Consider the following 20,124-nt stretch of genomic DNA (forward strand, 5'->3'; position numbering starts at 1 on the left):
CCTACCAGCAAAGGCACCCCATGCCCGACGACAGTGATGCCGCCGACAAGTCGACCCTGCGCGCGATCGCCCGGCAGCGGCGGCGCAACTTCGTCGCCTCGCTCGACGCGCTGACCCACAGGCTGGCGTTCAAGGCCATCCCCTCCCCGCTCGCCCAGCGCATCGCCGACGCGCAGGTGATCGCGCTCTACATGGCGCTGGATGACGAGGCGCCGGCGCAGCGACTGGCCCCGCAACTGGGCGTGATGGGCAAGCAGGTGGCGTTGCCGCGCGTGCTCGATCGGTTGGGCAGCATGGACTTCCTGCTGTGGCGCCCCGAGGACCAGCTGTTCCCCGGCCTGTTCGGCACCAGCCACCCCGAACCGTCGGGCGGTGCGGTGGCGCCCGACGTCATCATCGCGCCGCTGCTGGCTTTCGACCGGCGGATGAATCGCCTGGGCCAGGGCGGCGGCTATTATGATCGCGCCTTTGCCCGCCATCCCGATGCCTTGCGCGTCGGCCTTGCCTGGTCAGTGCAGGAACTGGATGATGTGCCCGCCGACCCGTGGGATCTGCCGCTCGACATGATCCTGACCGAAACCGCCGTGATCGAGGCAGGCTGAACCCGATGAGCATCGACCCACGCCATTATCACCAGCCCAGCTGGCGCAAGCCGGCCGGCATGTTCACCATCCTCGGGCTGATTTTGGCCTGGGCCGTGCTGGTCGGCAGCCTGTCGCCGCTGATCGGCCAGTTGCCGATGTGGGGCCAGGTGCCGGTCTATATTTTCCTGGGCCTGATCTGGATCTGGATCCTGCCGCTGCGGCGGCTGCTTGCCTGGATGGAAACGGGGCGCTGGCGTCAGGGTTAATCCCGATGCCCAGCCCATGGTGTTTCGCCTTATCCCTGAGCGTTAGGCGACCGTAACGGACGCATCGCGGCTTAGTGCGATGCCGGCGGCCCGCCGGAAACGGGGGCAACGGCATGTCCATACGCCAGTCACCAGCATCGGCCGCCCGTGTCGCGGACAGCCCCCTCCTGTCATCCTGCATTCTCCGGGCGGCGCCACCCCGCACCGGTCCGAAGCCATGTCCGGTGGCGGGCGCACAGTGCAACAGGAGGCGTTGATGGTTCCATTGAGCAAGCGGTTGTTTGCCGAATGTTTCGGTACATTCTGGCTGGTGTTCGGCGGGTGCGGCAGCGCCGTGCTGGCGGCGGCCTTTCCCGATGTCGGCATCGGCCTGCTGGGCGTGGCGCTCGCCTTCGGCCTCACGGTGCTGACCATGGCTTTTTCCATCGGCCATATTTCGGGCTGTCACCTCAATCCGGCAGTGACGATCGGCCTATGGGCCGGCGGCCGTTTTCCGGCCCGCGACATCGCCCCCTATATCGTCGTGCAACTGGTGGGCGCGGTGATCGCAGCCGCCCTGCTGCTGTTCATCGCCAGCGGCCAGCCGGGCTATGAGCTGGCGCCCAACGGCCTGGCGGTCAATGGCTATGGCCTGCATTCGCCGGGCGGCTACACGCTCTCGTCGGGGCTGGCGATCGAGATGGTGCTGACCTTCGGCTTCCTGAGCGTCATCCTGGGCGCGACGGACAGCCGCGCGCCGGCCGGATTCGCGCCGATCGCGATCGGCCTGGCGTTGACGCTGATCCACCTGATCAGCATCCCGGTCACCAACACCTCGGTCAATCCGGCGCGCAGCACCGGCCCTGCCCTGCTGGTTGGCGGGCTGGCGCTGCAACAGCTCTGGCTGTTCTGGGTGGCACCGATCATCGGCGCGCTGGCCGCCGGCGGCGTCTATCGCTGGCTCGCCAACGAACCGCTGCCGCCGCATGTGACGGGCGAGCATCTCTGAAACGAATCGTCACGGGCCGATGCCGCTGGTGTCGGCCCGCTGGCCTGTATCGATATGGGGAAAATGATCGCCTGGCGATCGGATCACTTCGCAATGAAGTGGCGCGAGTGACGGGGCTCGAACCCGCGACCTCCGGCGTGACAGGCCGGCGCTCTAACCAACTGAGCTACACCCGCGCAGGGTGGCATCCTATTATGGCACTGAGCCATCAGACGATGCAAATCTGTTTTCCATTCCGCTTTCCGGTCAAGGAAAGTGGCGCGAGTGACGGGGCTCGAACCCGCGACCTCCGGCGTGACAGGCCGGCGCTCTAACCAACTGAGCTACACCCGCGTTTGGTGTGGGCGGCCGTCTATGCGGGTCCGGCCAAGCTGTCAACCGCCCTCGCCATCAGTTTCTTCACTTGTTGCATTTTCTTTGCGGCGGCTGACCGTCAGCGTCCCCTGTTCGAACAGGAAACCGGCGATATCCGGGGTGCCCGCGGCGGCCACGACCGTCTGCACGATGATGAGCAAAGGCACGCCGAGCAGCGCACCGGGCGTCCCCCATACCCAGCCCCAGAAGGTCAGCGAGACGAGAATCAGCAGCGGGTTCATCGTCAGCCGACGGCCAAGGATGGTGGGCGTGATGACATTGGCCTCCACCAGATGGAAGCCGATCTGAAGAAAGGCCGGCAGCAGCGCCGTCCAGACATCGTCGAACACCATCAGGCCGCCCAGCGCCAGCAGCAGCGCCGCCAGCATCGGCCCGAAATAGGGAATGAAGTTGAGCAAGGCGACGATACCGCCCCACATCCAGGGCGATGGCATGCCGATCAGCCACAGCGCCAGCGCCACGGCGAGGCCGAGGCACAGGTTGATGGTGGCGATCGTCATCACATAGGCGGAGGTCGCGTCGACCACATTCTGGATCACCCGCGCGACTGCCATGGCGCCGTCGAAACTGCCCCGGCTGTTGATCGTGCGGCGGCGCAGCCGGGTCCAGCCGGCAAGGAAGAAATAGATGATGAGCAGGGCGAACACCATCTGGATGATCGCCGACGGGGCGGAGGCGGCGGCGAACTGCAACAGCGATCCGGGCGTTTCCACCGCCGCCCGGTGCGCGACGGATGCCGGTCCCGCGACCAGCATCTGCACGGTTTCGTCGACAAATCGCTGGGCCTGCGAATAGAAATCGATGAGCGGCGCCAGCGTCGCCTGAATCTTGGGCAGGCGTTCGGGCAGGATGCGGAACCAGTCGGTCGCCGGCACGACGATCAGCACCAGCGCGGTGTTGGCGACACTGAGGAACGCGATGACTGCCAGCAACGCCGACAGGCCCGAGGGCAGCCCGCGCCGCTCCAGCCATTCGAGCAGCGGTACCAGCGCGATCGCGATCACCAAAGCAGCCGTCAGCGGCAGGAAGAACTCGGCGCCCGCGCGCAGGGCGAAGGGCAAGGCCAGCAACAGGCCGACGCCCGAGGACAAGGCGATCGACGCCAGCAAGCGGTCGCGCCGCCGATTGACTTCCAGTTCCTCGTTGGTGGTCACGCCCTGTCCGTCCCCTGTGCATTCGCCATGTTGCTCTGCACCCGAGGCCATTGCGGGTCAAATGACATCGACCGACAAGCCGCCAGAGACGGAAAATGGCGGATTAACTAAATATTCGGCGATGCCAGTCAGGATCTCGTCCCAGACGATAAGGGGGATATCGCATGGCATTGGGGCGCCTGGCCTGGATCGGCTTGCTGGCTGCAGGGACGATACCGTCTGCCCTGCTCGCCCAGCATCCCGACATGCGGCTGGATAGTCGCATGTTCGTGGAACGGGTGCAGACCGACATCAACGGCCGCGCCCGACGCATCGTCGCCAGCCCCGATCGCCGCCAGCCCGGCGACCAGATGATTTTCATCGTCGACTGGCGCAACACCGGACAACGCCCGGTGCGCGGCTATAGCCTGATCCGGGCCGTGCCGCGCGGCACCACGCTCGACCTGTCCGATCCGACCATGCAGGTGTCGGCCGATGGCGGCCAGCATTGGGGCCGGATCGACCAGCTCTGGCTGCCGACACCGCTGGGCGGCACGCGCCGCGCGATCGCGTCCGACATCACCCATGTGCGCTGGCTGCTGGCGGACGAAATCCCGCCGGGCGAGAGCGGCCGGCTGAGCTATCGCCTGATAACCCGCTAAATCCCTGATTCGGCAAAGGCTTGAGTTGATCCGTGCATCCCCATAGAGACGGGGAGGAACGGAGACATCATTGTGCCCAAAGAAGGGGAACTCGCTTATCTCGCCAATACCGGCGACATCGGCCGCCAGCATTCACTGGAAAAGCCCTTTTCTGACCCACAATGCGGCCTGAACCTGGCCTCCATCGGCTATGTCATGTCGCTGTTGCCGCCGACCCCTGCCCGTATTCTCGACCTGGGCTGTGGCGGCGGATGGACCAGCATCTTCCTCGCCAAACATGGCTATCGCGTCACGGGGCAGGATATTGCGCCCGACATGATCGAGCTGGCGCGGGAAAATGCCGCGCGCCATGGGCTGGACGATCGGCTGGATTTCATCTGCGGCGATTTCGAGCAGATCGGCGACCAAGGGCGGTTCGACGCCGCGATCTTCTTCGATTCCCTGCATCATGCCGAGGATGAGGCACTCGCGATCCGGGCAGCTTGGGCAGCGCTGAAGCCGGGCGGCTTGCTGATCACCCATGAGCCGGGCGAAGGCCATGCGACCCATCCCGATTCGATCGAGGCGATGCGGCTTTATGGCGTCACCGAACGCGACATGCCGCCGCACCTGATCATTGCGCGGGGACGCGAGGCGGGCTTCACCCAATATCGGGTGCTGCCGCTGCCGCAATATCTCCACCATCTTTTCTACGAAGATAATCGCTATCTGCGCCAGCGGCTCAGCCAGCGTTACTGGCGGCGGGTCGGGCGAATATTGCGATTGATATTCCGCCCAGACCTGCGGCGCGGGGCGATCGTCGTCCTGACGAAATAGGGCCTGGCGGCATCCCGCCCGGCCCTATCATGCTCAGCCCTCGAACAGCAGAACCGGCGTTTCCAGCAGCTTGCGCACGGCCTGGACGAAGCTCGCCGCGTCCCAGCCGTCGACCACGCGATGGTCGCAGCTGATCGACAGGTTCATCAGCTTCGCCGCGACGATCTCCTTGCCCCGAAACATCGGACGCTCGATCACGCGGTTGGGGCCAATGATCGCCACTTCGGGCCGGTTGATGACCGGGGTGGTGGCAATGCCGCCGAGCGGGCCGAGCGAGGTCAGGGTCAGGGTAGAACCGGACAGTTCGGCCGATGTCGCCTTGCCGCTGCGCGCGGCGTCGGCGAGGCGGCGGATCTCGGTCGCGAGTTGCCAGACATTCTTGTCCTGCGCGTCGCGAATCACCGGCACCATCAGCCCCGCCTCGGTCTGCGTCGCCATGCCGAGGTGAACGGCACCATGGCGCGTCACCACGCCCGCCTCGTCATCATAACGGGCGTTGAGCATCGGGAAGTCGGGCAGCGTCTTGCAGATCGCCACGATCAGCAGCGGCAGCATGGTCAGCTTTGGCCGATCGCCGCGATGGGCGTTGAGTTGCGCCCGCGCCTCCTCCAGCGCGGTGACGTCAATTTCCTCGACATAGGTGAAGTGCGGGATGTGGCGCTTGGACGCGGCCATATTCTCGGCAATGCGGCGGCGCATGCCGATCACCTTCACCTGCTCGTCGGGGCGCGGTGCCGCGCGGCCGGCCGGGCGATAGCCCTGCCCCGAACCGTAGAGCAGATAGGCGTCGAGATCGGCGTGGCGGATATGGTCGCCATTGGGCTTCACCAGCGCGAGGTCGATGCCCAGTTCCCTGGCGCGTGCGCGGACGGCGGGGGAGGCAAGGATGGCGCTATCCTCCCTGGCACGGGGAGGGGGACCAGCCGCAGGCTGGTGGAGGGGGCTGTCCGCTTTCGCAAGCTGGGGCGTGATGGCCGGTTCTTCGACGGGCGCGTCCAGCGGCGCCCCCCCTCCACCATTCGCTTCGCGAACGGTCCCCCTCCCCGTATCGGGGAGGAACGGGGTCTCGGCCTCGACCGTTTCGACCAACGGCACGGGCGCGTCAGCCGCCCCCTCGCCTTCTGTCTCGATCTCCACCAGCATCGATCCGATCGACACCTGATCGCCGGGTTCACCCGCCAGACGCACGACGGTGCCCGCGACCGGGCTTTCCATCTCGACCGTCGCCTTGTCTGTCATCATGTCGGCAATCGGCTGGTCTTCCTCGACCCGGTCCCCGACCTGGACATGCCAGCCGACAATCTCCGCCTGCGCAATGCCTTCGCCGATGTCCGGCAGTTTGAATGTGAAAAGAGCCATTACATCCTCCCCCGTTCGTGCAGGGGCGTAGGAATGATCTGGCAAATATCGTGCATGGCACGAACGGAACAGGGAGGTGTAACGACCATAGCCCTCAGTCCTTCATGATCTTGTTGATGGCTTCGCGGATGCGCACGGGGCCGGGGAAATAGGCCCATTCCAGACTATGCGGATAGGGCGTGTCGAAGCCGGTGACGCGCTCGATCGGCGCTTCGAGATGGTAGAAGCAGCGCTCCTGCACCAGCGCCGACAGTTCGGCGCCAAAGCCGCTGGTCCGCGTTGCTTCGTGCACGATCAGACAGCGGCCGGTCTTCCTGACCGAGACCTCGATCGTGTCGATGTCGAGCGGCACCAGGCTGCGCAGGTCGACGATTTCGGCATCGATGCCCAGCTTCGCCACGGTATTCTCGACCACATGGACCATCGTGCCATAGCAGAGGATGGTCAGCGCCGCGCCGGGACGGGCGATGCGCGCCTTGCCGAGATCGATGCGATAATAGCCCTGCGGCACCTGCGCATCTGCATGGCCCGCCCAGCTCTTGGCCGGCGTGTCATAATGGCCATCGAACGGGCCGTTATAGATGCGCTTGGGCTCGAAGAAGATGACCGGGTCATTATCCTCGATCGCCGCGATCAGCAGGCCCTTGGCATCATAGGGGGTGGACGGGATCACCGTCTTGACCCCGGACACATGGGTGAAGATGCCTTCCGGGCTCTGGCTGTGGGTCTGGCCGCCGAAGATGCCGCCGCCAAAGGGCGAGCGCACCGTCATCGGCGAGATGAACTCGCCGGCCGAGCGATAGCGCAGCCGTGCCGCCTCGCTCACCAACTGGTCGAGCGCGGGGTAAATATAGTCGGCGAACTGGATTTCCGGCACCGGCCGCAGGCCATAGGCGCCCATGCCGACCGCGACGCCGATGATGCCGCATTCGGTGATCGGCGTGTCGAACACCCGGTTCTTGCCATATTTCTGCTGCAGGCCGGCGGTGGCGCGGAACACGCCGCCGAAATAGCCGACATCCTCGCCCATCACCACGACATCGGGGTCGCGGCCCATCATCACGTCCAGCGCGCTGTTGATCGCCTGGATCATGTTCATCTGGACGGGTTCGTCCTGGCCGCCGGTAACGGCCGTTTCCATGCCCATGTCGTTCACAGCCCTGCCGCCTTCCATTCGTCCAGCATCTGCTGCTGCTGTTCTTTCAGGTGCCAGGGCATGTCCTCGAACACGTCCTGGAACATGCTTTCCATCGGATGGTGAAGGCCATGGCCCAATATGCCGTTCTTTTCCGCCTCGCGCGCGGCGTCGCGGACCATCTCGGCCAGTTCCTGGTCCATCGCGGCGTGCCGCTCCTCGTCCCAGATGCCCAGCGTGATGCAATGCTGTTTCAGCCGCGCAATCGGATCGCCGAGCGGCCATTTGCTGCTTTCCTCGGCCGAGCGATAGGCGGTCGGATCGTCGGATGTGCTATGCCCTTCGACGCGATAGGTGAAATGTTCGATCAGGGTCGGGCCGCCATTGGCGCGGGCGCGGTCGGCGGCCCAGCGGGTGGCGGCATAGACGGCGAGCACGTCATTGCCGTCGACGCGCAGCCCGGCAATGCCATAGCCGATCGCGCGCGCGGCGAAGGTGGTCGCCTCCGCCCCGGCAAAGCCGGAGAAGCTGCTGATCGCCCACTGGTTGTTCACCACATTCATGATGACCGGGGCGCGATAGACGCTGGCGAAGGTGCAGGCCGAATGGAAGTCGCCCTCCGCCGTGGAGCCCTCGCCACACCAGGTGGCGGCGATGCGGGTATCGCCCTTGGCCGCGCTCGCCATCGCCCAGCCCACCGCCTGGGGATATTGGGTGGTGAGGTTGCCGGAGATGGAGAAGAAGCCGGCCTCCCGCGCCGAATACATGATCGGCAGCTGGCGCCCCTTCATCCGGTCGCCCTTGTTCGAGTAGATCTGGTTCATCATGTCGACGATGGACCAGTCGCGCGCGATCAATATGCCCTGCTGGCGGTAGGAGGGGAAGCACATGTCGTCGCGCGACAGGGCAAGCGCAGCGCCGATCGACACCGCCTCCTCACCGGTCGACTTCATGTAGAAGCTGGTCTTGCCCTGGCGCTGGGCGCGGAACATGCGGCCGTCAAAGGCGCGGGTCAGCGCCATGTAGCGCAGCATCTTGAGCAGCGTGTCGGCCGGCAGCTTGGGATCCCAGGCGCCGACCGCATGGCCATCCTCATCCAGCACACGGACCAGCCCATAGGCGAAGTCACGCATCTGCGAAGGGTGGGTCGCCTCGTCCGGGCGCGGTGCCGCGTCGGCCGCGGGAATGTCGAAATGGGTGAAGTCCGCGCTCTCGCCGGGCCGCGCGGGCGGCTCGGGCACATGCAGCTGCAGCGGCGGCAGGTTGCGTCCCTGCCCGTCCGTCACAGCGCCGGATTCGATCGAATCGGTCATCCTGCCTCCTATTGTGCGTTGCAATAATATTGCTTGTGGCAATTATTATATTTCAACGCCGCGCAAGGCAAGCCTTACTGACCCAATTCCTTTTCGCCTGTCGCCTTCGCTGTCACCTTAAACAGCGACGGGCGCGGAAATATGGGCCTGCGGCGCATAATCCTGCACCTCGAAATCCTCGATCTTATAGTCGAAAATGCTCGAAGGCCGGCGATTGATCCGCAGCTTTGGCGCACCCGCCGGAGTGCGGCTGATCTGCTCCTCCACCAGATCGGCATGGTTGAGATAGAGATGGACGTCGCCGCCCTGCCAGACCACCTCGCCCGGCTCCAGATCGCATTGCTGGGCCAGCATCCGGGTGATCATCGACAGGCCGAAGATGTTGAAGGCAAAGCCCAATCCCAGGTCACAGCTGCGCTGGAAGAGCAGGCCGTTGAGGCGGCCGTCGGACACCTGGAACTGATAGGTCATGTGGCAGGGCGGCAGCGCCATTTGCGCGACTTCGGCGACATTCCAGCCGGTGAAGAGCAGGCGGCGCGAGCCGGGGTTGGTGCGAATCGCATCGACCAGCGCGGCGATCTGGTTGTGGCCCTGTGCTGCCCGGCGGAACAGGCCGTCGCCGGCCGGCTCGTAGCGCGGCCAGTTCACCCATTGGGCGCCATAGACCGGGCCGAGATCGCCCCATTGCCGGGCAAAGGCTTCATCCTCGATGATTCGCGCCTCGAACGCGTCGCGGTCGATATCCTCGCCGGTCGCCTTGCGGTAGCTGTCGAGCGGCCAGTCGGTCCAGATATGGACATTCTGCTTCACCAGCTCACGGATATTGGTGTCGCCGGTGAGGAACCACAGCATCTCGCGCGCGGCGACCTTCCAATAGACCCGCTTGGTGGTGAGCAGCGGCACCGCATGGTCCGCCAGCGAGAATCGCAGGGTCGCGCCCAGGATCGAGCGGGTGCCGACACCGGTGCGGTCGATCCGCTCGTCACCATGGCGCCAGATATGGCGCATCAGGTCGAGATATTGCTCTTCATAATGGGGCGGCTGCGGCGACATGGCGTGCAAGGTCGATGATCCTGGGATGAGGGCGTGAGTCTGAACGTCACGCCCATGTAGCACCCCCCCTGCCCCGCTGTCCCGACCAAAGGTCGCGCCATAACGGATACGACTGCCCGCAAGGCCTGCCGCGTCCCGCCACTACGGATCATTCCGCGCCTCCGCTCACGGCGCATTGCTGACAGGCTGTGGCCCAAGGGGGTACGATGCTGACATTGGTGATTCTCGACGAGGACGGCCGGCCGCGCGACCGGCTGCACCCCGATGGCAACTGGCCCTGCCTCGTCGCGCATCTGCTGGCCAGCGATGCCCGCCGGGTCATCCTGCACCAGCAGCGTGGCACTGCCGCACCGCAGCCAGTCGACATCGCCCTGACCCGAAGTCTGCACCGCCGGCTGCGGGCGCTCGACATTCACCTCGCCGATCATCGGATCGACACGCCGACCGGCTGTTTCAGCTTCCGCGACGCAGGCCTTTTGTAGAATTTTCAAAAAAGCGCATCAGGTGGCTTGCCAGCCCTCAAACCCCTCTCTATAGGCGCACTCCTGCCTTACGGGGCCGCTCCAAAAGCGGCTTCGGCATCGGTCGGGGAATAGCTCAGCCTGGTAGAGCACTGTCTTCGGGAGGCAGGGGCCGGAGGTTCGAATCCTCTTTCCCCGACCACATTTATTTCCAGAAATATAGCGCGAATTTTCCCTTCGGGGGCACACGCATCTTTGCTTCCGCCTGACGCGCCAACCACCATTGCCGCGCGCCTGCACTCGGGTCATTATCCTGCCAGCTTTAGTGGCGGGAGGCCGGCGATGGAGACGATCGGGCGCGATCTGCGGGAGATGCAGCGTGTGCCGCTGACGGCCGAGCATGTCGCGGCGCTGCGGGCCGAGGGCAGCGAGGCCATCTATCCCGCCGGCACCTATATCGTCCGGCCCGGCGACCCGGTCGACCGCTTCATCTATGTCGAGGATGGCGAGATCGAGGTGGTCAATCCGTTCGGCGAGGAACGGCATGTCCCCTCCACCATCGGCCCGACCCAGTTCATGGGCGAGATTTCCTTTCTGGGCGGCGGCAGCTGGTCGATCCCGATGCGGGCAGCGCGCGATACCCGCGTGCTGGAAGTGCCGCGCCCGGCGATGCTCCGGCTGATGGCAGCGATCCCGGAAATGTCGGACATCATCATCACCGTGCTGGCGGCGCGACGTCGGCGGCAGCTCGACATGGGCGACAGCACCCTGGTACTGATCGGCGAGGACGAGGACCGGGCGGTGCGCTGCATCGCCGAGTTCGCCAGCCGCAACCGCCTGCCCTACACATCGCACGCCCTGGGCAGCGACGATGCCCGGCGGGTGGCGGCCAGTTGCGGGGCGCAGGCCGACCGGCCCGCCGTGATCTTCGGTCGCGACAATGTCGTTGCCGATCCCACGCCAGAGAAGGTCGCCCGGCTGTTCGGCCTGGATCGCGGCTTTACCGAGAATGAGACGGTCGACCTGCTGATCGTGGGCGGTGGGCCGGCCGGCGTGGCGGCGGCCGTCTACGCCGGGGCCGAAGGGCTCAACGCGCTGGTGGTGGAGGATATCGCGATTGGCGGCCAGGCGGGGACGTCGAGCCGGATCGAAAATTATATGGGCTTTCCCACCGGCATTTCCGGCGCCGACCTGGTCTGGCGCGGCGAGGTGCAGGCGATGAAGTTCGGCACCCGCTTCCTCATGCCCCGCCGGGTGACAGCGCTGGAGGACACTGGCGACGGCCATTATTGCGGCGTCTTCGACAATGGCCAGCGCATCTGTGCCCGCGCCGTGCTGGTTGCAACCGGCGTGGAATATCGGCGCCTGCCGATCGCGCGGCTCGCCAATCTGGAGGGGGCCGGCATCTATTATGCCGCGACCGAGAATGAGGCGCGCTATTGCCGCCAGGCCGAAGCCGTGGTGGTCGGCGGCGGCAACAGCGCCGGCCAGGCGGCGATGTTCCTCAGCCGCAGCGCGCGCCATGTCCATCTGCTGGTGCGCGGGCCTTCGCTCGCTTTGTCGATGTCCAGCTACCTGTCGAGCCGACTGGAGGCCGACCCTGCGATCACCATCCATTATGACACCGAAATTGACACATTGCATGGCGATGCGCAGCTCGACGCGGTGACCATCCGCAAGGCCGATGGCCGCCAGCGCGAGATCGCCTGCTGCGCCCTGTTCATCATGGTCGGCGCGGCGCCCAATACCGGCTGGCTGTCGGGACTGGTGGCGCTGGACGACAAGGGGTTCGTGCTGACCGGCGATGCGGTCGAGGCCCCCTCCCCCTATGAAACCTCCCGCGCCGGCATCTTCGCGGTCGGCGACGTGCGCGCCGGATCGGTGAAGCGCGTGGCTTCTGCCGTGGGTGAAGGATCGGTCGTGATCTCGCGCATCTGGAGCCATGTGAATGACGGGACCGTCAGGCCGCGCGCTGCAGCTTCTCCCGCAGCGTGACCAGCGACTGGTTGAGCGCGGCGATCTCCTCGATCGAGATGCCGACGGCCTCCATCAGTTCGGCGGGGACGCAGGTTGAGACGTCCTGTGCCACCGACTGCCCCTGCTGCGTCAGGCGCACGCGGACCACACGCTCGTCGGCGGTGTCACGCTGGCGGGTGACGAGGCCCGCTGCCTCCAGCCGCTTGATCAGCGGGGTCAGCGTGTTGGATTCGAGGAAGAGCTGACCGCCCAGCTCGCCGACCGTCTGGTCGTCGCGCCGGGCCAGCGCCACCATCACCAGATATTGGGGATAGGTGAGGCCGTAGCGATCGAGCAACGGCTTGTAGAGCCGGTTGAAGGCCAGCCCGGTCGAATAGACGCCGAAGCAGAGAAAATCGTCGAGCGCGCCGCGCGCGGTATCAGGGGTGGTTATGGCGGGGGTGGTCATGGCGATACTCCTTGCCCCGAAATATAAATCGCACGCGATATGATCGCAAGGGTTGACGACTCACATCGGCAGGCACATATAAATCGCACGCGATTTAATCGCAGATGATTAAATGAAAGGAACGATCCATGAGCAGCAAGATCCTCTATTCCACCAGCGCAACCGCAACCGGCGGCCGCGACGGCAAGGCCGCAACCACCGATGGCAGCTTCGCGGTGACGCTGGGCACGCCCAAGGAACTGGGCGGCAATGGCCAGGGCAATAATCCCGAACAGCTGTTCGCGTCGGGCTATGCCGCCTGTTTCCTGGGCGCGATGAAGTTCGCCGCCAGCCAGGACAAGGACCTGCCCCGCGTGCCCGCCGACGCCAGCGTCACCGCCACGGTCGGCATCGGCCCGCGCAGCGACAAGGGCTTTGGCCTGGATGTCGCGCTGGAAATCAGCCTGCCGGGCGTCGACAAGGCTGCGGCCGAGGCGCTGGTCGCCGAAGCGGACACGATCTGCCCCTATTCGCACGCCACGCGCGGCAATATCGAGGTGCGCCTGAGCGTCGCCTGACGCACCGCAACCTGCCACAAAGAAAAAGGGCGGCCCGTGCAGGCCGCCCTTTTCATTATCAGCCGATCATCATCAGGCTGGCATTGCCGCCCGCGGCGGTCGTGTTGATGGAGGTCGACACCTCCTCCAGCAGCCAGTCGAGATGCCAGGCGCGCTCGTCGCCGGGCGCGGCGGCATGGACGGTGACGATCGGCCCATCCAGTTCGGCCACCGCCCCGGTTGCGGCGAGGATCTGGTCGGCATCCCCCTCCACCAGCATCGCGGCGAAGGGCGCATCCGGCTGGGCGAGGAAATGGGCGGCGACGCTGGCGGGCAGGCCCTGCGGCAGCGGAGCGCCCTCGATCACCGCGCGATTGCCGGTCGCCAGCACGGCGGCCATCTGCGCGAGCAGGCCACGCCGCGTGCCCGGACGCAGCAGCAACAGGCCGCGCGGATGCAGCGCATAGAGGTTGGTCTCGCCGACCGGGCCGGGCAGCGCCAGTTCAACGCCAAGCGCCGACGCATCGCCATAATGGCGCGCGACCGCCGCCGCCTCATGATCGTCCTGCGCCTCCAACCAGTTGACGAAATCATGGATCGGCGAGGCGAGATAGCCGACCCGCTCGGCAAAGACCGGCGCGGTGCGGGTCAGGCGGCCGAGATAGAGCGGTCCGCCCGCCTTGGGCCCGGTGCCCGACAGGCCGCGCCCGCCGAACGGCTGAACCCCGACGATCGCGCCGATGACATTGCGGTTCACATAGATATTGCCGGCCTTCACCCGCGCGGTGACGCGCGCCACCGTCTCGTCGAGACGGGTGTGCAGGCCGAAGGTCAGGCCATAGCCGGTGGCGTTGATCGCATCGACCAGCGCATCCATCCGCTCTCGACGGAAACGGATGACGTGCAGCACCGGGCCGAATATCTCGCGGGTGAGGTCGGCGATGCTGTCCAGTTCGATGATGGTCGGCGCGACGAAGGTGCCGTGCGCCGCCTCTTCGGGTAGTTCCTGCTGCTCGACCTTGCGGCCGAGCGCGCGCATCGCGGCGATATGCTGTTCGATGCCCGCCTTCGCCTCGGCGGTGATGACCGGGCCGGTATCGACCGCGAGCCGATCGGTGCGGCCGATGCGCAATTCCCTGAGCGCCCCCTTCAGCATGGTAAGGGTGCGGTCGGCGACATCCTCCTGCAGGCACAGGATGCGCAGCGCCGAGCAACGCTGGCCGGCGCTGTCGAAGGCGGAGGCGATGACGTCGGCCACCACCTGCTCCGCCAGCGCCGAACTGTCGACGATCATCGCATTCTGGCCGCCGGTTTCGGCGATCAGCGGGATCGGCTTGCCGGCGGGCGACAGGCGGGTGGCGAGTTGGCGCTGGATGAGGCGAGCGACCTCGGTCGAGCCGGTGAACATGACGCCCGCCGTTTCCGGCGCGGCGACCAGCGCGGCGCCGATGCGACCGTCGCCGGGCAGCAGTTGCAGCGCGTCGCCGGGCACGCCGGCCTCATGCAGCAGGCGCACGGCTTCGGCCGCGATCAGCGGGGTTTCCTCGGCGGGCTTGGCCAGCACCGGATTGCCCGCGACCAGTGCCGCCGCAACCTGCCCGGTGAAGATGGCGAGCGGGAAATTCCACGGGCTGATGCAGATAATCGGTCCCAACGGCGCCTGATCCGGGCCGAAGGTGCCGCGTGCCTGCGCTGCATAATAGCGTAGAAAGTCGATCGCCTCGCGCACTTCGGCGATGGCGTTGGGCAGCGACTTGCCGGCTTCGCGCATGATGAGGCCGAGCAGCACCGGCATCCGGTCCTGCATCGCGTCGGCCGCCCGTTCCAGCATGGCGGCACGATCAGCGACCGACGTGTTGGGCCAGCAGGCCTGGGCGGCGCGGATCGCGGCGGCGCGAGCGTGATCGGCGCTCGCTTCCCAGACGGTGCCGACGATGTCGCGATGGTCGGCCGGGTTGCAGACCGGGCGCGCCTCCCCTTCCCCGCCTTCGGGCGCGGCGGTCCAGGCGATGGTGGCGCTATGCTGCAGCGCCTGAGTCAGCGCGGCAAGCGCGCCCTCGTCGCTGAGGTCTATGCCATCGGAATTGCGGCGATCGGGATAGAGGTCGGCGGGCGCGGCGATCTGGTCGTGCCGGGCGCCGGGATGCGGCATGGCGCGGACGATCTCGACCGGATCGGCGATCATCTCCTCGATCGAGACATCGGGGTCGGCGATGCGGTTGACGAAGCTGCTGTTCGCGCCATTTTCCAGCAGGCGACGGACGAGATAGGCAAGCAAGGTCTCATGCGTGCCGACCGGCGCATAGATGCGGCACGGGCGGTCGAGCTTGTCCTTACCGACGACCTGTTCATAGAGCGGCTCGCCCATGCCGTGCAGGCACTGGAACTCATATTTGCCGATCGCGAAGTCCGGCCCGGCCATCTGATAGATGGTGGCGAGCGTCTGGGCATTATGAGTCGCGAATTGCGGGAAGACGGCATCAGGTGCGGCCAGCAGCTTCTTCGCGCAGGCGACATAGGCGACGTCGGTATGGACCTTGCGGGTATAGACCGGGAAATCGGCGAGGCCATCGACCTGCGCGCGCTTGATCTCCGCATCCCAATAGGCGCCCTTGACCAGACGCACCATCATCCGGCGATCGGCGCGACGAGCGAGGTCGATGATCCAGTCGATGACGAAGGGGCAGCGCTTGCCATAGCCCTGGACGACGAAGCCCAGGCCATCCCAGCCGGCGAGGTCGGGATCAAGCGCCAGGCTTTCGAGCAGGTCGAGCGAGAGTTCGAGGCGATCCGCCTCCTCCGCGTCGATGTTGAGGCCGATGTCGTAGCGCTTCGACAGCAGCGCAAGCTGCTTCACCGCCGGCAGCAATTCGCCCATCACCCGGTCGGCCTGCGCGCGAACGTAGCGCGGATGGAGCGCCGACAGCTTGATCGAGATGCCGGGGCCGGCATAGATGCCGCGCCCAGCCGACGCCTTGCCGATGGCGTGAATCGCCTTTTCATAATCGGCATAATAGCGCGCGGCGTCGGCTGCGGTGGTCGCCGCCTCGCCCAGCATGTCATAGCTATAGGCGAAGCCCTTGGCCTCCAACTCCTTGGCGCGCTTGACCGCCTCCTTGATCGTCTCCCCCGTGACGAACTGTTCGCCCATCATCCGCATGGCGAGGTCGACGCCGCGACGGATCACCGGTTCGCCGGCGCGGGCGACCAGGCGGGCGAGCGCCGCCGCCAGGCCGCGATCATCGACGCTGCCGACCAGCTTGCCGGTGACGACCAGGCCCCAGGTCGCGGCATTGACGAACAGCGACTTGCCGCCGCCCAGATGCGAACTCCAGTCGCCATCGGCGATCTTGTCGCGAATGAGCGCGTCGCGCGTGTCATTGTCGGGGATGCGCAGCAGCGCTTCGGCGAGGCACATCAGCGCCACGCCCTCCTGACTGGAGAGCGAATATTCCTGCACCAGCCCCTCGACCCCGGTGCCCTTGTGATTGGCGCGCAGGGTGGTGACCAGATGGCGCGCCGTGTCCGCCACGGCGGCGCGGGTGGCGTCGGGGAGGGTCGCCGCGTCGAGCAGCGGGGCAAGGCACTCGGCCTCGTCGCGGCGATAGGCGGCGGTGATCGCCTGGCGCAGCGGCGACTGGTCACGGATGGCGGGGGCGAAGGCGGCAAAGGGATGCTGGTCGGTCATGCGACCAGAATATCCGATTGGCGCAATTCATTCCGTCTTATGAATGCCCCGATAAATGCCAAAGTGACTTATTAATGGCAGCGTGATAGGCAAATTGCATGAGCAACAAGCCCGCTATGGTCGAATTGGATGAGTTCGACCGGCGTATCATCGCCGCACTGGTCGAGGATGGCCGCATGACCGTGACCGATCTGGCCGCCAGCGTCGGCCTGTCCAAGACACCCTGCCAGGTGCGGTTGAAGCGATTGCAGGAGAGTGGCGTCATTCGCGGCTTTCGCGCGATCGTCGATCCGGCCAAGCTGGGGATGGACCATGTCGCCTTTACCGAGGTGAAGCTGAGCGACACGCGGGAGAGTGCGCTGCGCGAGTTCAATGCGGCGGTACGACGCATACCGGAGGTCGAGGAATGCCATATGCTGGCAAGCAATTTCGACTATCTGCTCAAGGTTCGCACGTCCGACATCCGCCGCTATCGCATGGTGCTGGGCGAGAAGATTTCCGCCCTGCCCCACGTCGCCAGCACATCGACCTTCGTGGCGATGGAGACGGTGCTGGAGTCGGGCAGCAAGCGGCCGCGCCGTTAACGCGGGACCGAAGCCCCTTCCACCCGGATGCCGCGCCGCTGAAGTTCGGCCCGCGCCGCCTTCTGATGCGGGGTCAGGCGCTGATAGTCGGTGGTCGAACGCCAGATGTCGAGCACGTCCTGATCGCTGCGAAACGCGACGTCCGCCTCTGCATTGGCATAGTCCTGCAGACGATATTTCCTCGGCGCTTTTTCGATCACCCGTCATCCCTTTCACGGGAGACGTAGCGGATTTTACGTAAAAGCCGCGTGATGGCCATCACGCGGTTAAGGCGTATTAATCAAACAGAGCCAGCGGCACGGCGTCACCCATGGCGCGATAGCCGGCCGGATTGGGATGGAGCGCATCGCCGCCATCATAAGCGGGCAGCAGCCGGTCGGGGCGCGCGGGATCGCGGGTGGCGCGGTCGAAATCGACCAGCCCGTCGAAATGGCCCGGCGCCCGGATCCAGGCATTGACCGCCTGCCGGTCGGCCTCATTCTGGGCATCGGCATGATAATAGGCGTTGCCGACGAAGGGCATGATGGTGGCGCCGATCACCTTGACCCCGCGCGCATGGGCGCGGGCGATGATCTGGCGATAGGCGCCGATGATGCGAGCGACATGGGCCTTGTGATCCTCGACACTGACGGGCGCCTCGCGGGTCAGGGTGCCAAGATCATTGACGCCTTCCAGCAGGACCAGATGGGTGACGCCGGGCTGGGCCAGCACATCGCGGTCGAGCCGGGCGAGCGCATTGGGGCCAAGCCCGTCGTTCAGCAGCCGGTTGCCGCCGATCCCCTGATTGACGACGGCGATGTCGCGCCGCTTGGAATCGGCTTGCAACCGCTGGGCGAGCCGGTCGGTCCAGCGATCATTGCCGTTGGTGGTCGAACCCTTGCCGTCGGTGATGGAATCGCCGAGCGCCACGACCAGCCGTGCGGGCGCGCAGCGTTCGACTTCCAGCGCGGCGAGGTTGAACCAGTGGTCGAACGAGGCGGCGCCCGCCATCGCCGTATCGGTCAGATGATCGCCGGGCAGATGCCAAGAGGTGGCGCGCGAACCGGGATGCGAGGTCTGTTCCGGTTCACCCTGATAGCGGATGGTGACGGCGATATTGTCGAGCGCGGCGACCGGCAGCGATACCGGGTCAGAGAGATAATCGGCACCGGCCGGCACGATCAGGTCAGGGCTGCCATCGAAGCGCAGCGAAATGAGCGTGCCGGGATCGATCGCCGGCGCGGTGCTGGCGGGGGCGCGGGCGATGCTGACACCGGCGATATGGAGCGGCGCCGTGCCGGCGAGGTTGGAGATGCGCACCCGCAGCCGGTCCCCGGCGATCGAGGGGCGGACGATCTGGCGCAGCGACTGATCCTTGAGCGTGCCGGCGGGCAGTGCGGCGTCGCCGGTCGGGCGGAATTGCGAGGAGGCCCAGCCCGATACCCAGGTCGGCGTGCAGGTCTTTGCCGTGACGGGCTGGGCCAGCAGCAGGGCCAGCGGCAGGCTGGCGAGCAAGGGACGGATCATCGGCTTCCTTTCGGTCGGGGATGGCGGGCGGCGCGTCCCCCAAAATGGGCATATGAGGGTCACTGAATCGAAGTTCACAGTGTCGTGCGGCAGGCGTTGACGCATTTCCGCGCCTTTCCGAGTTTGCTGAAGCGCGACAAAAGCTTCTGGAGTGCGGGACAAGAGCTTTTGTAGCACCGCCAATGATCGCTACGCGACCAAAGCTTCCACGCGGCGCCTGAAGCGCTGACCTCTCCGTCGATCATCCTCAGCCGAGATGTCCCTGCGTCGCGCAACGTACGTTCCACCCCTGGCAAGGTAGAGCCCATTACCGACCGGCACGCCGTTCGTATGCACCATATAGATGCCTTCGATCACATCGTATTCGATGCTGTCTTCCAGACCCGGCGGAGCAACATTCTTTACTGCTGCACGATACAGAGCAGCGCCAGCGTGGCTGTCAGGGCTATAAAGTTGAACAATGAATGGATCGATGTCGCGTGGTGTTGCCGCAGCGTCGTAGGCTTTAAACAACAGCTCGTAGAGAAGCGCCGGTCCCATCCGGTCCACCCAGCTCGTAACGATGCCGAGCCTCTTTTCGAAGCGATCGTCGAGCATTTCATACATCCAACACATAACTTGAGGCTCCAAGCCGAGCCGCTGCAGCGCGTGAAGATAGTCGCGTCCCGCACGTATCTCAGCAGGGCCGACGCCGTCGTCTTTCACTGGTTTTTCAACCATTGCACCACCCCCTCTTCTGAGAAAGCTGCCTTCACCATCGAGCGTGCTACTTGGCGTGTCATGCGCCCCGGCCGATAATCATGCTCTCGCTTCCAGTCCATTACGGTCCTTAGAAGGTGCCTCGGCGGAGGTGGAGTTGTCCGCACATCGATGCCTGCAAGCCTAAATAGCATACGAATGTCATGGGTGTGATACTTCTCCGCCAATGTTCGATCGGGCCAGCAGTTCCAGCGCTCGCGCTTCATGATCACCGCTTTTAGCGCAAACTCCACAGCACGCCCTGATGCGTTCCATGCGGCGTCGCAGTGCGCGCGGTGGTTGACCATGGCATCGGCCGTCGCTTGCTCGCGGGAAACCATGGCCCACCAATCATCAACTGTGAGAACGTGCTGTTCCATAGCGGCTTTGCCGAGTCCCCTTCCTTGTGACGGATTTGATAGGGCAAAGGAGCGATATCGTCATCCAAGCTCTCCTCTCCAGGACGCCACAGACGATAAATCACAATTTCAAAGAGCCGTGA

The 20,124-nt window shown here is 65.5% G+C and carries 20 protein-coding genes and 3 tRNA genes; 10 read left to right on the plus strand and 13 right to left on the minus strand.

Going from position 1 to position 20,124, the window contains the following annotated elements:
* Positions 1–20: 20 nt before the first annotated feature.
* The 3 genes from N6H05_RS20790 (at position 21) to aqpZ (ending at position 1,838) form a co-directional block, all read left to right on the plus strand.
* On the plus strand, positions 21–602 hold the full coding sequence (locus N6H05_RS20790) for a 5-formyltetrahydrofolate cyclo-ligase (protein WP_284111487.1): 582 nt from the start codon (positions 21–23) through the stop codon (positions 600–602).
* 5 nt (positions 603–607) lie between these two features.
* Positions 608–850 carry a DUF2842 domain-containing protein gene (locus N6H05_RS20795; RefSeq protein ID WP_284111488.1) on the plus strand — a complete coding sequence of 81 codons (243 nt, stop codon included), beginning with the start codon at positions 608–610 and terminating at the stop codon, positions 848–850.
* A gap of 256 nt (positions 851–1,106) precedes the next feature.
* Positions 1,107–1,838, plus strand: a complete 732-nt coding sequence (gene aqpZ, locus N6H05_RS20800; RefSeq protein WP_284111489.1) for an aquaporin Z — start codon at positions 1,107–1,109, stop codon at positions 1,836–1,838.
* A gap of 99 nt (positions 1,839–1,937) precedes the next feature.
* Here the strand turns inward: aqpZ and N6H05_RS20805 are convergent.
* From N6H05_RS20805 to N6H05_RS20815, 3 genes are all read right to left on the minus strand, one after another.
* Positions 1,938–2,014, minus strand: a tRNA-Asp gene (locus tag N6H05_RS20805).
* An 80-nt stretch (positions 2,015–2,094) separates the two neighbouring features.
* Positions 2,095–2,171: transfer RNA gene (locus N6H05_RS20810), tRNA-Asp, on the minus strand.
* Positions 2,172–2,212: 41 nt separating this feature from the next.
* On the minus strand, positions 2,213–3,367 hold the full coding sequence (locus N6H05_RS20815) for an AI-2E family transporter (RefSeq protein WP_284111490.1): 1,155 nt from the start codon (positions 3,365–3,367) through the stop codon (positions 2,213–2,215).
* Between the two features lie 164 nt (positions 3,368–3,531).
* Between N6H05_RS20815 and N6H05_RS20820 the strand changes: the two genes are divergently transcribed.
* Positions 3,532–4,008, plus strand: coding sequence for a hypothetical protein (locus tag N6H05_RS20820; RefSeq protein WP_284111491.1), 477 nt, complete (start codon positions 3,532–3,534; stop codon positions 4,006–4,008).
* 72 nt (positions 4,009–4,080) lie between these two features.
* A complete protein-coding gene (locus N6H05_RS20825; protein WP_284111492.1) occupies positions 4,081–4,824 on the plus strand; it encodes a class I SAM-dependent methyltransferase in 744 nt (247 codons plus the stop codon).
* A gap of 33 nt (positions 4,825–4,857) precedes the next feature.
* Here the strand turns inward: N6H05_RS20825 and N6H05_RS20830 are convergent, their stop codons facing one another.
* The 4 genes from N6H05_RS20830 to thyA all read right to left on the minus strand — a co-directional run bounded on the left by N6H05_RS20830 (position 4,858) and on the right by thyA (position 9,684).
* Entirely contained in the window at positions 4,858–6,183 is a 1,326-nt protein-coding gene (locus N6H05_RS20830; RefSeq protein WP_284111494.1) for a dihydrolipoamide acetyltransferase family protein, read from the minus strand.
* A 94-nt stretch (positions 6,184–6,277) separates the two neighbouring features.
* Positions 6,278–7,282 (minus strand): alpha-ketoacid dehydrogenase subunit beta, encoded by a 1,005-nt coding sequence (locus N6H05_RS20835; RefSeq protein WP_284114283.1) that lies wholly within the window; start codon positions 7,280–7,282, stop codon positions 6,278–6,280.
* A 53-nt stretch (positions 7,283–7,335) separates the two neighbouring features.
* A complete protein-coding gene (locus N6H05_RS20840; RefSeq protein WP_010337241.1) occupies positions 7,336–8,631 on the minus strand; it encodes a 3-methyl-2-oxobutanoate dehydrogenase (2-methylpropanoyl-transferring) subunit alpha in 1,296 nt (431 codons plus the stop codon).
* Between the two features lie 117 nt (positions 8,632–8,748).
* Entirely contained in the window at positions 8,749–9,684 is a 936-nt protein-coding gene (thyA, locus tag N6H05_RS20845; protein ID WP_284114284.1) for a thymidylate synthase, read from the minus strand.
* A gap of 206 nt (positions 9,685–9,890) precedes the next feature.
* Between thyA and N6H05_RS20850 the strand changes: the two genes are divergently transcribed.
* The 3 genes from N6H05_RS20850 to N6H05_RS20860 all read left to right on the plus strand — a co-directional run bounded on the left by N6H05_RS20850 (position 9,891) and on the right by N6H05_RS20860 (position 12,140).
* Positions 9,891–10,166, plus strand: coding sequence for a JAB domain-containing protein (locus N6H05_RS20850; RefSeq protein ID WP_284111495.1), 276 nt, complete (start codon positions 9,891–9,893; stop codon positions 10,164–10,166).
* Positions 10,167–10,270: 104 nt separating this feature from the next.
* Positions 10,271–10,347: transfer RNA gene (locus tag N6H05_RS20855), tRNA-Pro, on the plus strand.
* 140 nt (positions 10,348–10,487) lie between these two features.
* Positions 10,488–12,140, plus strand: coding sequence for an FAD-dependent oxidoreductase (locus N6H05_RS20860; protein ID WP_284111496.1), 1,653 nt, complete (start codon positions 10,488–10,490; stop codon positions 12,138–12,140).
* On the opposite strand, the gene N6H05_RS20865 is transcribed toward N6H05_RS20860, so the two are convergent.
* Positions 12,106–12,570: a MarR family winged helix-turn-helix transcriptional regulator gene (locus N6H05_RS20865; protein WP_284111497.1), complete on the minus strand. Its 465-nt coding sequence runs from the start codon at positions 12,568–12,570 to the stop codon at positions 12,106–12,108. The genes N6H05_RS20860 and N6H05_RS20865 overlap by 35 nt on opposite strands.
* A 128-nt stretch (positions 12,571–12,698) precedes the next feature.
* On the opposite strand from N6H05_RS20865, the gene N6H05_RS20870 reads away from it, so the two are divergent.
* A complete protein-coding gene (locus N6H05_RS20870) occupies positions 12,699–13,127 on the plus strand; it encodes an organic hydroperoxide resistance protein (RefSeq protein ID WP_017502198.1) in 429 nt (142 codons plus the stop codon).
* Between the two features lie 58 nt (positions 13,128–13,185).
* Here N6H05_RS20870 and putA read toward each other — a convergent pair whose 3' ends face one another.
* On the minus strand, positions 13,186–16,794 hold the full coding sequence (gene putA / locus N6H05_RS20875) for a trifunctional transcriptional regulator/proline dehydrogenase/L-glutamate gamma-semialdehyde dehydrogenase (protein WP_284111498.1): 3,609 nt from the start codon (positions 16,792–16,794) through the stop codon (positions 13,186–13,188).
* 98 nt (positions 16,795–16,892) lie between these two features.
* Between putA and N6H05_RS20880 the strand changes: the two genes are divergently transcribed.
* Positions 16,893–17,378, plus strand: coding sequence for an Lrp/AsnC family transcriptional regulator (locus N6H05_RS20880; RefSeq protein WP_284111499.1), 486 nt, complete (start codon positions 16,893–16,895; stop codon positions 17,376–17,378).
* Here the strand turns inward: N6H05_RS20880 and N6H05_RS20885 are convergent.
* The 4 genes from N6H05_RS20885 to N6H05_RS20900 form a co-directional block, all read right to left on the minus strand.
* Positions 17,375–17,578 (minus strand): hypothetical protein, encoded by a 204-nt coding sequence (locus tag N6H05_RS20885; RefSeq protein ID WP_284111501.1) that lies wholly within the window; start codon positions 17,576–17,578, stop codon positions 17,375–17,377. The genes N6H05_RS20880 and N6H05_RS20885 overlap by 4 nt on opposite strands.
* A gap of 76 nt (positions 17,579–17,654) precedes the next feature.
* Positions 17,655–18,884 carry an SGNH/GDSL hydrolase family protein gene (locus N6H05_RS20890; protein WP_284111502.1) on the minus strand — a complete coding sequence of 410 codons (1,230 nt, stop codon included), beginning with the start codon at positions 18,882–18,884 and terminating at the stop codon, positions 17,655–17,657.
* A 189-nt stretch (positions 18,885–19,073) separates the two neighbouring features.
* Entirely contained in the window at positions 19,074–19,604 is a 531-nt protein-coding gene (locus N6H05_RS20895) for a hypothetical protein (protein ID WP_284111503.1), read from the minus strand.
* Positions 19,586–20,002, minus strand: a complete 417-nt coding sequence (locus N6H05_RS20900) for a HEPN domain-containing protein (protein WP_284111504.1) — start codon at positions 20,000–20,002, stop codon at positions 19,586–19,588. The genes N6H05_RS20895 and N6H05_RS20900 overlap by 19 nt, the downstream gene beginning before the upstream one ends.
* Positions 20,003–20,124: the final 122 nt, after the last annotated feature.

Source organism: Sphingobium sp. WTD-1, assembly GCF_030128825.1.
Taxonomy (GTDB): domain Bacteria; phylum Pseudomonadota; class Alphaproteobacteria; order Sphingomonadales; family Sphingomonadaceae; genus Sphingobium.